This window comes from Clostridiisalibacter paucivorans DSM 22131, from assembly GCF_000620125.1.
GTDB classification, from domain to species: domain Bacteria; phylum Bacillota; class Clostridia; order Tissierellales; family Clostridiisalibacteraceae; genus Clostridiisalibacter; species Clostridiisalibacter paucivorans.
Map to the genome: position 1 here is coordinate 1 of NZ_JHVL01000035.1, position 16,017 is coordinate 16,017.

A 16,017-nucleotide genomic window follows, 5' to 3' on the forward strand; every position below is an offset into this window, starting at 1 on the left:
CAAATATCTTAGATATTACTTAATTGAAGCAGCAAACAGTGTAAAAAATCTTGTTCCAGACTACAAAGAGTATTACTACAAAAAATTTAGTGAAGTTAAGACCCATCAACACAAAAGAGCACTCGCGCTAACATCTCGTAAATTAGTACGCCTGATTTTTAGCTTGCTGACTAAAAATCAAATCTACTCCAATGATAAAGTTGGGGAGATTCAATAAAATATGCTCTTAAATTAAACCTGTTTTTTTTGCTAAAAAACCTAGGTTCTATTAAAGTTGCCCTTTTTTAATCACTTCTTTTATTTTCTTTTAAAAATTCTCCTTGACATATTACCAGGTTGCTTTTTATAAAATTATATATATTAAAAAATATACCTATACTACCAACACATCCACTCCGAACTCTTTTTGTAATTTTAATGCAATATCTCTTAGCCTTTCCTTTGATGGAGGCTTCAGACCCTTAAGCTCATATTTTCTATTTAATTTTTCATACTTTCCTTCTCCTAAAGGATGATAAGGAAGGAATTCTATCTTCTTTATGCCCACATTTTTGCAAAACTTGCTTGTATTGGCCAGGTTATTCCAGTCATCATTATGACCCGGTATGATTGGAATTCTAACAATTATATTTTTGTTCATTTTTGCCATTTTTCTAGCATTTTGAATAATTAGTTCATTAGAAACTCCAACAAATTGTTTATGTAGTTTAGAATCCATAACTTTTATATCAAGTAAGATCAGGTCTACTTTTTCAATAACCTTCCATAGAACATTCCACCGTTGAAATGCTGTAGTTTCAATAGCTACATGAATATTCCTTTTTTTAGCTTCACATACAAGGGCTTGTGCAAAATCTGGTTGCATAAGTGCCTCTCCTCCAGACAGAGTAATTCCTCCATTGGAACCCTCATAAAATACCTTGTCCCTAGAAGCTATATCTAGAATTTCACCTACAGTAGCTATACGTCCTATTTCCTTAGATTTCATAGTTTCTATCTCCATTTTTTGAGATTCTGGATTCGAACACCATTTACAACGAAGGGGACATCCCTTTAAAAATATAATTGTTCTAATGCCTGGTCCATCATGAAGACTATAACGTTGTATATTATAAATTAATCCCTGTACTTTACTAGTTGGTTCTGTCATTTTTAACACCTCATAGTCCATTCACTGCATCTAAACAATTTTTATATAGCCACAGTGAATTATTATGCTTTTTAATATCATTATTTTTCTATGCTATACATATTGATGTTCTTCCCTATCTATAATGTCATCTTGTAATTCCTTGGCGAGTTCTACAAATCGTGCACTATAACCCGCAATACGAATAATAAGGTCACTATATTTTTGTGGATTTTTCTGTGCATCTCTCAATATTCTCCCATCTACAACATTTATCTGTACTTCTTGTCCCTTCAATTCATCAAAATATATACTGACTAAATCTACTAATTTTTTTAAAGACTCTCTTTCTCCCATTGCATTTCTATTAAATTTGAGATTCAATACATTTCCTTCAAGAATACGACTTTGATCTATTTTGCTAGCTGACAAAAGTACAGCTGTGGGACCTTCGCTATTACCTATATTAGATGGTGACATAGAATCAGAAACAGGTACTGTTGCATTTCGTCCATCGGCAGTAGCACCTGTTTTCCATCCATGTGGAACAGTTCCTCCAAGGGTAAGTACCATAGATGTATAAGGACGTCCATCAATATCCCTATGTTTTTCAATCTCATCAAAGAAAATATTTGTCATTTCCTTCATAACTTTATCTGCATAATCGTTGTCATTTCCATATTTAGGTGATTCAATCAATAGCTTACGAATTTCTTCTCCTCTAGCACATGAAAAATCTGTATCTAGAGCCTGTTTTAATTCCTTCATTGTAATAATCTTTTCGTCAAAAACTACTTTCTTTACAGCTGTCAAAGAATTAGCTGCTGTAGCTTCTCCAACATGCAAAATAGGTGTTGCTCCCCAAAGGGATCCACCCCAGGTCATATCTTTTCCACTTTCAATACAACCTTCTATCAAGCTTGAAAGAAATAGATGGGGTGTGTATTCCCTTTGTATCATATCTACTACTGCTGCATTAATGACTTGATGCTTCACAAAATATGACATTTGTGTACTCACAGCCTTTAATACATCATTAAAATCTTTTAAATCCTCTGGTTCACCTGTATTAGGCCCAAGCTGATTACATGTTAATCTATCTACACCATTATTTAAGGCTAAATCTACAACCCGAGCTACATTTAAAAAACCACCATTTACTCTACCCTGAAATCCCTTTGGAGCAAGCTCCACGCATCCTACAATATTATAATCTCTAACTCGTTCAATAGGCATCTCTGGAAATGCTCTCTGTATAGCAGCCATACAACCTTCATCACCAAACATAGCTGGCATTCCTGTGCCTAGTTTTATAATTTCTGCAACTCTTAATTTAAAATCATTTGGGGTATTTTTATGAAAACGAACTGTAAATTGGGGATTGGTTAGACGAACATGCCTTTGGCTGTTTAGCATTAAATAACTCAATTCATTAGTAGCATCCCTCCCCTCTGAAGTTTGTCCTCCCACAGTCAAATTTGGAGTCATTGGAAAACCAGGATGGATATGGATAGACTCACTATCCTGTACTTTAACAATTTCATTGAATTTTAGCCAAAGACAATCTAAAAGATCTTGGATTTGATCTATTGTGTAATGACCCTCATCTATATCTTTTTTATAATAAGGATATAAATATTGATCTAGTCTTCCTGGTGAAACAGAATCTCCATTGGTTTCAGTTTGGATAATAATTTGCATAAAAGCTACAACCTGAATAGCATCCCATATATCCCTTGCTGGATTTTCTGGAACCCATGCACAAACATCAGAAATTTTCTCAAGTTCTTTTTTCCTTATAGGATTTTTCTCTTTATTAGCTAATTCTAAAGCCTTTCTAGCATAACGTCTCGCATAATTAATAACTGCATCACAGCAAATAATAAGCCCTTCATAAAAAAGCTTTTTCTTTAATCCTTCATTACTTGTTATATCAAGACTAACAAGTTTCTTCTGGATTTCATCCTTTATCCCTACAAGACCAACTTTAAGTAATTTATCAACTTGATAGGCCGTATGACCATAGCCATTTCTTTCAAAAAGATCTCGCGTAAATATATAGGCATCTCTAGCCTTCTTAGTTTCATCAGGCAACATTCCTCGATATTTATTATAGATGGTCTTATTACGCCAATAAGGAAAAATGCTTTTAAGATCTTCTTTTACCTTTTTAGGCACTATAAATGTATCCTGTTCTCTAGTTTCTAACATCACATCCAATTCTTCTTCTAACCATTCTATAGCAAATTCAGGGAAAACAGGTGCTGATCTCCTTCCATTGCTACCATGACTTCCTACGATTAATTCTCCATCCCAAATATTTTGAGTCATATTATCAAGAATCTTTTCTAATGCAAGTGCTCTTCTTGTGATATTAGGCATATCTTCTGTATTCTTATATAGTTCAGTAACAAGCAAAGCCCTCTCACTACATAGAATAGGTTTAGAAGATACTATTTCTTCTCTCATTCTCCTTATACGGGAAGAAATAGGCTTATTGAAATCTTGCTCATTATATTTTAGAATAGTCATTTTAAACCCTTCACCTCTCTCTATTTATAACCACATATAATATGTTTTTTTATTTTACCTCCTTTGATCTTAATTACTTATTATTTATTGCAACTACTGTACCAATTTGTTTTTGTTCTTTGTTTTTGATAAATTGCTAGTTTTAAGTATTTCATATTCCTTTTTTTACATATAATGTCTCAAAAATTCTAATTATTCTTAATATAATGTGCTTTTTTACAGTTGAATCTCTCTCTAAATCATTAATTAATGATTTATCTCATTTTTGAGATAGCTTTCTAATTTGCAAGACACTTTTATTACTAAAACTAGATTAATTTGTTTTTATTACAAAAAATAAAAGGATTGGGTTTTGCCCAATCCTTTTTTCATTCAACATAATTAATTTTTAAATATATACTAACATAGATATAGGACATAGCAACGAAATACTATGCCCTATCTATCTACACTAAAATTTTTCCTAAAAAGTTCTGAGTCCTTTCATTTTTAGGATTATTAAATATTTCTTGCGGTGTTCCTTCTTCTACTATAATCCCATCATCCATAAATAATACTCTGTCTGCAACTTCTTTAGCAAATCCCATTTCATGACTTACTATAACCATGGTCATACCCTCAGCTGCAAGCTCTTTCATAACATCTAACACTTCTCCTACCATTTCAGGATCTAACGCCGATGTAGGTTCATCAAATAGCATAACATCTGGAGACATAGCCAATGCTCTAGCTATGGCTATTCTCTGCTTTTGTCCTCCTGAAAGTTGATTTGGATAAGTATATGCCTTATCTTTAAGTCCTACCCTGTCTAAAAGACTCATAGCTATATCTTCTGCTTCTTTTTTATTCATTTTTTTCACCTTTTTAGGTCCTATTGTTATATTATCTATAACAGACATATGGGGAAAAAGATTGAATTGCTGAAATACCATTCCCATCTTTTGTCTTTGTTTATCTACATTGTTTTCTTCACTAGTGATAGATACTCCTTCAAATACTATCTCTCCACTAGTAGGTTGCTCTAAAAGATTTAGACATCTCAAAAACGTACTTTTACCTGAACCACTGGGACCTATGACACAAACAACTTCTCCCTTTTCTATATGATTATTTATGCCCTTTAAAACATGAAGTTCTCCAAATTTTTTATTGAGATCATAGACCTTAATCACTGGCCTTCATCCTCCTTTCAACTATACCTAATCCCTTTGATAATGTGAACGTTAGTATAAAATATAGTATGGCTGCAACAACCAATGGAGCAAAAGGCTTAAATGTATTTCCCCTTATAGTATCTGCATTATACATAAGTTCTGGTACTCCGATAACTGATACTATAGCCGATTCCTTTATTACAGTTATAAATTCATTTCCCAATGCTGGTAATATATTTTTAAATGCCTGGGGGATAACTATATATCTCATTGTCATGCTCTGACTCATTCCCAAAGATCTTGAAGCCTCTGTTTGCCCTTTATCTATAGCCTGTATTCCTGCCCTTATTATTTCTGCAACATATGCAGCACTATTGATACTAAGTGCCAATACCCCTGAAGGTATCTCGGGCAAGTTTAAAGGTAAACCATAATATATGATAAATACCTGAACCATTACAGGCGTTCCCCTTATAAATTCTATATATGCAGTAGAAATCCCTTTTAATATTTTCTTATTTGATATTTTCATAAGGGCTAAAAATATTCCTAGAATAACTCCAAATAAAACCGATAAAAATGCAATTAGTACTGTATTTTTTATACCCATTATATAAAACATATAGTATTTACTTAAAAACGACAAATCCAATATATTCGACCCCCTCTATTGCCATGTATATTAATTATTAATCATTTTCTGACATTTCTGTAGCTTCAACAACAAACTTATTTATTAAGTCTTCATTATTTAATCTCTCTATCGTCTTATTTATTGCCTCTACAAAGTCAGGATTGTCTTTGTTTACAGCCACAGCTGAACCGCCCTCTTGGTCTTGTAATCTTAAATCCATCAAACTTAAATCTTCGTTTTTATTAATATAGGCCTGTGCCACTGCCTCTTCAACAATTACTGCCTCAGCCCTTTTATTTTTAAGCTGCAATATTAAATCTGAAACCTTGCCCAATGCCTTTATTTCTGCATCCTTTATATTTTCTCTAGCCAAATCCTCCTGTATAGCAGCCTTTTGGGCCCCTATAGCCTTTCCTGTTAAATCTTCTAATGTCTTATAAGTATCCTGATCTTCTACTCTTATTATTACACCATGTAAAGCATTATAATATATATCTGAAAAATCTACTTCTTCTCTTCTCTCTGGCTTGGGAGTCATTCCTGCTAAAATCATATCTATTTTTCCTGTCTTTAATGCAGGTAATAATCCTTTGAATTGCATATCTTTTATCTCAAGTTCAACACCTAAATCTTTGGCAATTTCCTTGCCTATTGATATATCAAAACCTACTATGGTATCTTTACCATCAATTTCTTTATGGAATTCATAAGGTGGATAATCAGCACAAGTTCCCAATACTAATTTGCCTCTCTCTTTAATTAATTCTAATTGACTTTTAGTATCTTCAGCATTTGAACTATCTGAAGAGGTATCTTCACTTTCTTGACCACATCCTGATAAAACTACGGTAAACATTAAAACTATTAATAATAAAATACTCGTTATCCTCTTTTTATACATCTATAACCCTCCATTTTTTATTTCTTTTATTATTATACATATATTAGCATATTTTTGCAATACCTTTTTTGTTTTTATTTAAAACAATATTGCTAATTCTTACTATCTAGTTGCATATGTTCTGACAACTTAATATTATAAACAAACAATCAATGTATATATATACATTGATTGCGTTAAAATATCCCTTTCATACTGTATAAACTATTTATAAAAAATAATCTTTACATTATGGGCTAACAATAATAATTTATAAATTTAAAATAAAAATAAATATAGTTAGTAGTACAAAAACAATATTAGTAAAGTTTCTACTAGTTGTTCCTACCACTAACTATATTTATATCGTTGAATAGACCCTATAAATTTTTTATATTTAAAATATCATTACTATTATCTATTTAATTTCTTCTTTAAACATTTCTTCTATTTCATCAGCTGTAACTGGCCTACTAAAATAATATCCCTGTACTTGATCACATCCTGTTTCATAAAGCATGTCCAATTGCTTCTTTGTCTCTACTCCTTCCGCTACAACTGTTTTATTTAAACTATGGGCCATCTCGATTATTGCTTTAACTATGGTTTTACCGTTATTAGTCTTTTCCAACTCATCAATAAAACTTTTATCTATCTTTAATGTATCCATGGGGAATTTTATCAAATAACTAAGAGAAGAATATGCCTTCCCAAAATCATCCATAGATAGAGTTATTCCATTTTCTCTTAATTTATTCATAATCTCCATGGAATGATCCACTGCCTCCATAGCTATATTTTCTGTTATTTCAATATCTAAATATCTATTTTCAAGTCCAGTTTCATTAAGTGCTCCATGTATATTATACAATAACTTTTCATCTCTAAATTGTATAGCAGACAAATTTACTGATATAGGTATCGGTCTATATCCTTCATCTTGCCATCTCTTGTTTTGTTTACAAGCCTCTTTTAATATCCAATTTCCCATTGGTATAATTATACCTGTCTCTTCAGCAATGGGAATGAATTTTCCAGGAGATACTAGTCCTTTAGTGGGATGTTGCCACCTTACCAATGCCTCTATACCTGCAATCATTCTAGTTTTCAAATCTATCTTAGGCTGATAATATAACAATAATTCTCCTCTATCTAACGCTTTATGGAGGTCATTTTCTATAGATATTTTCTCAATAGCCATTTTATTCATAGCAGTAGTATATAATTGGTATCTACTACCACTATATTCTTTTGCTCTATACATAGCAGAGTGGGCATTACCTACAAGCACTCCCACATCTTCACCATCATAAGGATATATACATATTCCTATACTTAAATTTACAAAAATTTCATATCCTTTTATTGAAAATGGTAATTCAAAGTTTTCCATTATATTTTTAGCAGCTTTTATAGCATCATTTTCTTTATCTATATATGGCAATAGAATTGTAAATTCGTCTCCGCTCATCCTTGCCACTGTTTCATCTTCTTCTATACTTGCCTTTAACCTTTCTCCAACCCTCTTCAATAGTACATCTCCAATTATATGACTAAACCCCTCATTTATTCTCTTAAAATCGTCCATATCAATAAACATAACTGCCAATCCATTGCCATTTCTTTTTGCACTTAATATTGCCTTCCTCAACCTATCTGCATAAAGCTGTCTATTGGGCAAATCTGTCAATGCATCATGATAAGAATGATACTTTATAAATTCTTCACTCTCTTTAATTTTTGTTAAATCATTAAATACAGATACATATTTAATTGTTCTTCCCAATTTATCCTTTATAACTCCAATGCTAAGCTTTTCAGGATATGCCTCTCCACTTTTTCTACGATTCCATATTTCTCCTTCCCAGCTTCCACTGTTAATTAGACTTTCCCACATGGATTTATAAAAATCTCTATTATGTCTATCTGATTTCAATATGGAAGGATTCTTACCAACTACTTCACTAAATTCGTATCCTGTTATTTTGGTAAAAGCAGGGTTTATCCATTCTATTCTTGCATTATTATCTGTTATTACAATTCCTTCTACACATCTTTCAAATATTTCCTTTTGAATATTTTTTTGTATATAACTATCATAATTAGTTATTTCTTTTATGATACTCTGGGTATCCATACTACACCACCTTTAGCTATCTATAGCTTCTAGGTATAAATCCTGTCTTTTTATATACTTTATTTAATGTCTTAAATGCCTTCTTCTCAGCCTTTTTAGCTCCCATACTATATATCTTTTCAAGATAATCCTTATTTCTCATTAAATCTTCAAATTTTTCCCTGACAGGCCTTAGCCCTTCCACTACTACCTCTGATAAATCCTTCTTAAACTCACCATATCCTTTATTCTCATATCTTTTTTCTATAACATCTATCTCTTCACCTGATAACTTTGAATATATAGTTATAAGATTTTTAATACCTAATTGTTCATCACTAAATCTAACTTTATTAAAGGAATCTGTTACTGCTCTCTTTATCTTTCTTCTTATTGTATCTGGATCATCTTTCAACAAGATATATCCATTCTCATTCTTATCTGATTTAGACATCTTACTCAATGGGTCCTGAAGACTCATTATTTTTGCTCCAACTTTAGGTATAAATGGCTCTGGTATTTTAAATGTTGGACTATATCTATTATTAAATCTTTCAGCCATATCTCTGGAAAGCTCTAAATGTTGTTTTTGATCTTGTCCTACAGGAACTAAATCAGTTTGATATAATAATATGTCAGCAACCATCAATACTGGATATGTAAACAGCCCTGCATTAACATTTCCTGCATTTTTCTTAGACTTTTCTTTAAACTGAGTCATTCTATTTAACTCACCCATATATGCCATACAATTTAAAACCCAAGAAAGCTGTGAATGTGCACTTACATGGGACTGAATAAATATAGTTACCTTCTCAGGATCTAATCCTGCTGCTAGATAAAGAGCCAACACTTCCAATGTTCTTCTTCTTAAATCTTTAGGCTCTTGAGGTAATGTGATGGCATGAAGGTCAACAATACAATAATAGCATTCATATTCATCTTGCAATAACACCCAATTTTTTAGTGCCCCTAGATAATTGCCCAATGTCAAATCACCTGAGGGTTGTGTACCACTAAATATTACCTTTTTCTCTTCCATATATAAATACCTCCACTCACTTTTTAAACTATAGTATATTGTAGGGAAACAAATGATTTATAAAACTATTAATCTCCCCTAAATAATATTGTTCTCTCTAATTATTAATTTTATATTTAATTATTGCTTATGTAAAGAATTAATGGATAAATATTCTTTTTTTAATATATTTAAGGTAGATGTATATACATCTACCTTAAATATATTTGTGCATTTGTTATAGCCTTCCTTGCCTCTGTTATTATATCGTCTACTATTTCTGAACAAGGTTTTATATTTTTAATGGCTGTAAGACTTTGTCCCGCTTGGACCATACCCCATTCTATATCTCCTTCCTGTGGAGCAGTGCGACTTGTGCCTACAACTAGTTTCAATAATTCATCCTCTTTCGCTCCAGCTTTTTCCATATCTAAATATTTATCAGTCATTGCATTTCTTATGCCTCTAACACTATGCCCATGAAGAGCTCCAGTCACTACTGTATCTGTATCTTTAGCATTTACTATTTTTACCTTGGCATCTAAATGGGCAGTGCATTCTTGAGAGGCATAAAACCTAGTACCCATTTGTACCCCCGAAGCACCCATAACCAAAGCAGCAGCTAATCCTCTGCCATCAGCAAATCCTCCTGCTGCAATTACAGGTATATCTACCTCAGGTATAACTTGAGTCATAAGGGATAGACTAGAGATACTCCCTATATGTCCTCCTGCTTCACTTCCTTCTATCACTATAGCATCTGCACCTTTATCTGCCACTCTTTTAGCCAATTTGACATTGGGAACTACTGGCACAACCTTTATGCCTTCATTGTGAAGCCTTTCAAAATATGGCACAGGATTTCCTGCCCCCAAAGTAACATAGCTGACCTTTTCATTACATATTATATCTACTATTTCATCCTTATTTTCAGCCATCAACATTATATTTACACCAAAGGGTTTATCAGTAAGGGTCTTTGCCAATCTAATCTGTTCTTCAACCCAAGAAGATTCCCTACCTCCTGTAGCTATAGTTCCAGCACCACCTGCTTCCGATACAGCTGCTGCCAATTTTGCATCAGATACCCATGCCATTGCACCTTGTATAATAGGATATTTAATATTTAAAAGTCTTGTAAGCTTAGTTTCCATATATATATAACCTCCTAGATTTATTCTAATCTATTTGATATATTTTATACCCTATTATATTTATTTAAAAACCATTTTAAAATTAAATTGTATAACATATTTTATTGTGTTAATATGTTATCATAGGTTATAACTTTATATTATAAAAGGAGATTACTTATGCTTGTTACTTTAACTATATTATTGATTATGATTAGTGACATATATTTATTTTTTTCTAAAAAAACCATTGGAAAAGATCAATACTCTGTTACAGGTAAACCAGCATTTATAGAAAATCCAAAATACATTGTAAAATCTCTACACTATATAGGAATAATCTTGGCACTTATTTTTTTTTCAAATACTCTTTATACATATCCTATTATATCAGTCATAACTTTCGGAATCTTGAGTTTACTTTGGTTGTATGCATATTATTCTAAACGACTTATTGTATCTGCCAATGGATTGGCTTACATCGATATATTCAATACAATAATAGACTTTAGAAGATGGACCGAAATAGAACATATCTACATAGAAAAAACTAAAATTATATTGCAATTAAATTCTGGCAAACAACACAAATATTCCATATCTTTAAATAAAGATGAATTTGAATTGGTAAAAAATATAATACCTAAAAATATAAATCAATATGCTCATCATAAACAGATTAACATACCTAAATCTTAATATCTAATACCTTTGACAAATTATATCCTTCTTGGAATATATCTTTACAAAACTTATTTTCAAATCTCAATGTATCATTTGGACTAAATTCACTATTAGGTTTAATCACTAATATATTCTTTTCATCATATGTATTTAATATATAATCTGGAATTTTATAATCTTTTGTAAAGGTAATTATATATAACGAATCCAATTTATTTTTTAAAAATGGAGACAATGAATTGTTATTTACCAATCCCCCATCAAGATTGTATTTATCATATATACCAGTTTTTAAATCTTCATAAAAGTCTTCAATCACTTTTTGAAAATCAAAATCTTTAAATATTTCTTCTAAAGTTTTGGGTTCATTTAATCTATAAGGCAACAACGAACTGTATTTGACAGCATTTATCCCTTCTTTTCTAGTTAACTTACTTATATCTACTTTCAATTCATTTATTTTTTCATTTTTAATTTTTATGTAATTTACATAAAATGATTTTATATTTCTATCTTTTCCCTCCAATGTATCTAATACATCAATTACACTTTTATTTTCTATCACTCTGTCTTCTACTAACATATCTTTATAATCAGAACCATCAAAATTATAGCTTGTCCATAATTTTTTCATTTCTTCTATATTTCCTGTATAAATAAAATACCCATTTATAGCACCAATAGAAGTTCCCGATAGTACATCGAATTTAATCCCTCTCTCATATAGTCCATATATAACTCCAGCTTGAAATGCTCCTTTAGCTCCTCCACCTTGTAAGTATAATCCCTTCATATATATTACCTCCAATTATTAGCTTTAATATTTCAAATTATATCATAATAATACCCTAAGGATTAATCCCTAGGGTATTATCTATAACAATTTTTTTACTTCCTCCAATGCTCTATCAAAATCAGGATAATTTGTAACCTCTTTTACAAACTCCACATACTTTACTATATTATCTTTATCTACTATTACTACTCCTCTAGTCAGTAATCTGAACTCATCTATTATGAATCCATATTTTTGTCCAAAATCTAAATCCTTATAATCTGATACCACATGTATATTCTTTATACCTTCTGCTCCACAAAAACGCTCTTGAGCAAAGGGCAAGTCAACACTTACAGTCACTATTACAACGTCATCAGATAATTTTGAAGCTTCGTCATTAAATCTTATAGTCTGCAAAGAACATACCTTAGTATCAACCGATGGCACTGCACTTATTATTTTAATTTTTCCCTCTGTTTCTTTATGAAAATCAAAAACCGATAAATCATTATTAACTGCATTAAAGTTAGGTGCTTTGTCACCTATCTTTATTTCTTTTCCTGTTATAGTGACTGGATTGCCTCCAAATTTTATGTCTTTTTGCATATTATCTTCTCTCCCCTCTAATTATCATTACATACTTATTTTACCCAATAACTGGAGAGAATTAACATAAAAAATCAAAAAGCAATAACTATTCCTCCTTCATTGGCATATACAGTGCTAATACTCGATGTTTCTACTATTATTACATCTTTAAAATTATACCTTGCCAATACCTCTTCCTTAAATTTTTCTGCCCTATCTAGAGCATTACAATGGGCTATGCCTAAAACTTTCTCCTCTAGCCTTTCTCCTTGCTCTCCTATGATATCAACTAGTTTTCTCAATGCCCTTTTAGAGCCTCTTACTTTTTTTACCAAATCTATGCTTCCTTCATCAGTACCACCCATAATGGGTTTTATAGACATAACGGATGCTATCTTCCCCTTAAGTTTATTTATTCTACCAGCCTTTATTAGATTCTCTAAAGATTCCAATACAAAAAAGGTCTTCATCTCTTTCACATATTGGGTCACTTTTTCCACTATATCCATATTTTCAATATTTTCTTTAGCTAATTCAAAGATTTTAAGCCCCACTAGGGTCTCTCCCACAGATGCACTCTTTGAATCAAATACATGGATAAATTTATCTTTATATTTCTCCAATACAATATCCTTAGCCATTACAGCACTATTATAGGTACCACTCAATTTAGAAGATAGGGTAACTACGAATATATCCTCGTCTTCTTCATATGCTTCTAAAAAACTCTGTGGAGAGGGACACGCAGTTTTCGGTATATTTTCATCTTCTTTCATCTCTGCCAATAATTTTGTCGTCTCTAAATTCTCATCGGTATTATATGTCTTTCCATTTACAGTTATCGTTAGAGGTACTCTCCTTAAATTTAACATGTTTAAAATCTTGTTGTTCAAATCAAAACTACTATCTACTACAATCTTCATTAAGAATCTCCTTTCTGTTTAATATATTCAAATATTATATAACAATCATCTTTTTAAATTAAAATCATTATGTAAATTTATCATCCAATTTTATGCTAAAAAAGAATGTTTTCGACAAATTTCTAAGTATTTCTCTACTATACTAATATATCATATTATTATAGCAAATACTAATTTACATTGGTTTTTTTCTATAAAGCTAAGTAGTTACTATATTACCACTTTATTATTTTCCATATATCTAGTAATATATATATTAGATAAATTTATTAATATATATACTAATTTATTTAATATTATAATAATATAGATTTATTTTTTTGCCAAATCTATTATTATCCTTTACATTATTTTAAGGAGGCATTTATACATGAATAATATACATATATTTAGTGATAGCACTTGTGATCTCAATCAAGAAATTCTTGAAAAAAATAATATTTCAATAGTTCCCCTTTATGTGGTATTTGATAATAAGACCTTTAAAGATGGTTTTGATATAACACCTAAAGAACTTTATGAAAAAGTAGATAAACTAAACACATTGCCAAAAACTTCTGCTCCTTCACCAGCAGACTTTTACAATAGTTTTAAACCAGTTATAGATAATGGTGATACTATTATATATATAGGACTTTCTTCAAAATTATCTTCAACTATTCAAAATGCAAAATTGGCAGCTAGACAATTTGAAGAAGGTAAAGTTAAAGTTATAGATTCTTTAAATCTCTCTACGGGTATTGGTCTTTTAGTATTAAAGGCCGTAGATTATGTTAATCTAGGAATGTCCAGTGATGAAATAGTAAAGAAAATAGAAGCAATGGTGCCTAATGTAAGAAAATCCTTTGTTATAAATACCCTAGACTACCTATATAAAGGAGGTAGATGTAATTCAGTTCAGAACTTTATAGGTAGTGTATTTAAGATCAAACCCATAGTTAAAGTTATAAATGGCGGAATGATCTTGGGACAAAAACCTAGAGGCAAAAGAAAGAAGGCCATAGATATAATGCTCAACGACCTACTAAAAAATAATATAGATAACTCTAGAATTATTATTGCCCATTCTATGGATTTAGATAATGCTTTGTATATAAAAAATCAGATAGAAAAAGAAGTCAATGTAAAGGATATAGTTTTAACCACTGCCGGATGTGTTATATGTAGCCATTGTGGCCCAAAAACAGTGAGTATATGCTATTGTAATAAATAGAAATAAATAGAGGTGATTTTGTGGAAAAAGTAGGTATTATCAATGCCCATTCCTACGATAATAATCTTAAAAAAAATCTATTATCATTATTATCCCATATAGGAGGATTAGAAAAATACATTTCTCCAGGGGACAGTGTTTTGCTTAAACCTAATTTTATAACGGCTCGTTCTCCTGAAGCAGCTGTCAATACCCATCCTAAATTGATAATAGCCCTTACAGAAATACTCATAGATTATGGTTGTAAAGTAACTATAGGAGATAGTCCTGGATTAGGCAGTGCCATAACAGTGGCAAAAAAATTAGGACTTATAGAAAAATTACAAAAATATGGGGTTACTTTTTTAGATTTTGGTTCACCAGTATTGGCAAGAAATAATAATATTGATCTGTCAAAGAAAAAATTTCATCAAATATATCTGTCAGAAGAAATATATAAATATGACAAGATAATAAATTTACCTAAATTAAAGTCTCATGCTCAAATGGGTATAACATTAGCTACAAAAAATCTATTTGGATGTGTCGTGGGAAGACAAAAGGGACAATGGCATTTCATAGCAGGTAGAGATTTACAGTTGTTTGGTAGACTTATAGTTGAAATCGCTATGTCTGTAAATGCAGATCTTCATATATTAGACGGTATATGGGGAATGGAAGGCAATGGACCTACAAATGGAGAAAAAATAGAATCTAATGTATTACTGGCCAGCGACAATCCCATAGCATTGGACAGAGTTGTATTAGAAATAATAAAAAAGCACCCTTCACAGTTTCCTATATTTAAGGCTTCTGAAGAATTAGACCTTATAGGTTCAGATATAAAAGACATCGAAATATTAGGATCTCCCATCTCTTCTTGTATAATAGAAGATTTCAAAATCCCATCATTTTCTTCATTGGAATTTGTAGAAAACACATTATTAAGTGGGATTATTAAAAAGTTGATAAATCAAAAAATAAAAATAGACCATTCAACATGCATTCAATGTCAAAAATGTATAGACCAATGTCCTGCCAATGCCATGTCAATGAATGACTATATCAAAATAGACCATAAAAAATGTATTCGTTGTTGTTGCTGTCAAGAAATATGTCCCGTAGGTGCAATATCAGTAACCGAGCCTCTAACATTAAAATTATTAAAAAAGATTGGATTTTAAAAGTCAAAAATATAAAAGCTAACAGTTAATGGTTAGTAGTTAGTAGCTTAATGCTGAAATCCATATGCT

Annotated in this window: 13 protein-coding genes and 2 pseudogenes; 4 read left to right on the forward strand and 11 right to left on the reverse strand. The window is 31.0% G+C overall.

Annotated elements, in window-relative coordinates; translation table 11 throughout:
* Nucleotides 1-217: pseudogene (locus tag Q326_RS18780) on the forward strand (IS110 family transposase); the annotation flags it as partial.
* Nucleotides 218-427: 210 nt separating this feature from the next.
* Here Q326_RS18780 and Q326_RS0110060 read toward each other — a convergent pair.
* From Q326_RS0110060 to Q326_RS0110095, 8 genes and pseudogenes are all read right to left on the reverse strand, one after another.
* Nucleotides 428-1,150: pseudogene (locus Q326_RS0110060) on the reverse strand (glycyl-radical enzyme activating protein); the annotation flags it as partial.
* A gap of 93 nt (nucleotides 1,151-1,243) precedes the next feature.
* The gene (locus Q326_RS0110065) at nucleotides 1,244-3,661 is read right to left on the reverse strand and encodes a glycyl radical protein (protein WP_026895279.1); all 2,418 of its coding nucleotides are present in this window, start codon (nucleotides 3,659-3,661) and stop codon (nucleotides 1,244-1,246) included.
* Between the two features lie 446 nt (nucleotides 3,662-4,107).
* Nucleotides 4,108-4,833 (reverse strand): amino acid ABC transporter ATP-binding protein, encoded by a 726-nt coding sequence (locus Q326_RS0110070; RefSeq protein WP_026895280.1) that lies wholly within the window; start codon nucleotides 4,831-4,833, stop codon nucleotides 4,108-4,110.
* Nucleotides 4,826-5,467: an amino acid ABC transporter permease gene (locus Q326_RS0110075; protein ID WP_026895281.1), complete on the reverse strand. Its 642-nt coding sequence runs from the start codon at nucleotides 5,465-5,467 to the stop codon at nucleotides 4,826-4,828. The genes Q326_RS0110070 and Q326_RS0110075 overlap by 8 nt, the downstream gene beginning before the upstream one ends.
* A 37-nt stretch (nucleotides 5,468-5,504) precedes the next feature.
* Nucleotides 5,505-6,350: an ABC transporter substrate-binding protein gene (locus tag Q326_RS0110080; RefSeq protein WP_026895282.1), complete on the reverse strand. Its 846-nt coding sequence runs from the start codon at nucleotides 6,348-6,350 to the stop codon at nucleotides 5,505-5,507.
* A 397-nt stretch (nucleotides 6,351-6,747) separates the two neighbouring features.
* Complete coding sequence (locus Q326_RS17100; RefSeq protein WP_051531365.1) at nucleotides 6,748-8,466, reverse strand: putative bifunctional diguanylate cyclase/phosphodiesterase; 1,719 nt, start codon at nucleotides 8,464-8,466, stop codon at nucleotides 6,748-6,750.
* A gap of 16 nt (nucleotides 8,467-8,482) precedes the next feature.
* Nucleotides 8,483-9,487, reverse strand: a complete 1,005-nt coding sequence (gene trpS / locus Q326_RS0110090; RefSeq protein WP_026895283.1) for a tryptophan--tRNA ligase — start codon at nucleotides 9,485-9,487, stop codon at nucleotides 8,483-8,485.
* A gap of 191 nt (nucleotides 9,488-9,678) precedes the next feature.
* Nucleotides 9,679-10,620: a nitronate monooxygenase gene (locus tag Q326_RS0110095; protein WP_026895284.1), complete on the reverse strand. Its 942-nt coding sequence runs from the start codon at nucleotides 10,618-10,620 to the stop codon at nucleotides 9,679-9,681.
* Nucleotides 10,621-10,779: 159 nt separating this feature from the next.
* Here Q326_RS0110095 and Q326_RS0110100 point away from each other — a divergent pair, with 159 nt between their 5' ends.
* Nucleotides 10,780-11,298 (forward strand): hypothetical protein, encoded by a 519-nt coding sequence (locus Q326_RS0110100; RefSeq protein WP_026895285.1) that lies wholly within the window; start codon nucleotides 10,780-10,782, stop codon nucleotides 11,296-11,298.
* Here the strand turns inward: Q326_RS0110100 and Q326_RS0110105 are convergent.
* The 3 genes from Q326_RS0110105 to Q326_RS0110115 form a co-directional block, all read right to left on the reverse strand.
* Nucleotides 11,288-12,076, reverse strand: coding sequence for a patatin-like phospholipase family protein (locus tag Q326_RS0110105; RefSeq protein WP_026895286.1), 789 nt, complete (start codon nucleotides 12,074-12,076; stop codon nucleotides 11,288-11,290). The genes Q326_RS0110100 and Q326_RS0110105 overlap by 11 nt on opposite strands.
* 81 nt (nucleotides 12,077-12,157) lie before the next feature.
* Nucleotides 12,158-12,667, reverse strand: a complete 510-nt coding sequence (gene tpx, locus Q326_RS0110110; RefSeq protein WP_026895287.1) for a thiol peroxidase — start codon at nucleotides 12,665-12,667, stop codon at nucleotides 12,158-12,160.
* A 74-nt stretch (nucleotides 12,668-12,741) separates the two neighbouring features.
* Nucleotides 12,742-13,572: a DegV family protein gene (locus Q326_RS0110115; RefSeq protein ID WP_026895288.1), complete on the reverse strand. Its 831-nt coding sequence runs from the start codon at nucleotides 13,570-13,572 to the stop codon at nucleotides 12,742-12,744.
* Nucleotides 13,573-13,942: 370 nt separating this feature from the next.
* Here Q326_RS0110115 and Q326_RS0110120 point away from each other — a divergent pair, with 370 nt between their 5' ends.
* Nucleotides 13,943-14,785: a DegV family protein gene (locus tag Q326_RS0110120; protein ID WP_026895289.1), complete on the forward strand. Its 843-nt coding sequence runs from the start codon at nucleotides 13,943-13,945 to the stop codon at nucleotides 14,783-14,785.
* Nucleotides 14,786-14,805: 20 nt separating this feature from the next.
* Nucleotides 14,806-15,948 (forward strand): DUF362 domain-containing protein, encoded by a 1,143-nt coding sequence (locus tag Q326_RS0110125; protein ID WP_026895290.1) that lies wholly within the window; start codon nucleotides 14,806-14,808, stop codon nucleotides 15,946-15,948.
* The last annotated feature ends 69 nt before the right edge of the window (nucleotides 15,949-16,017 follow it).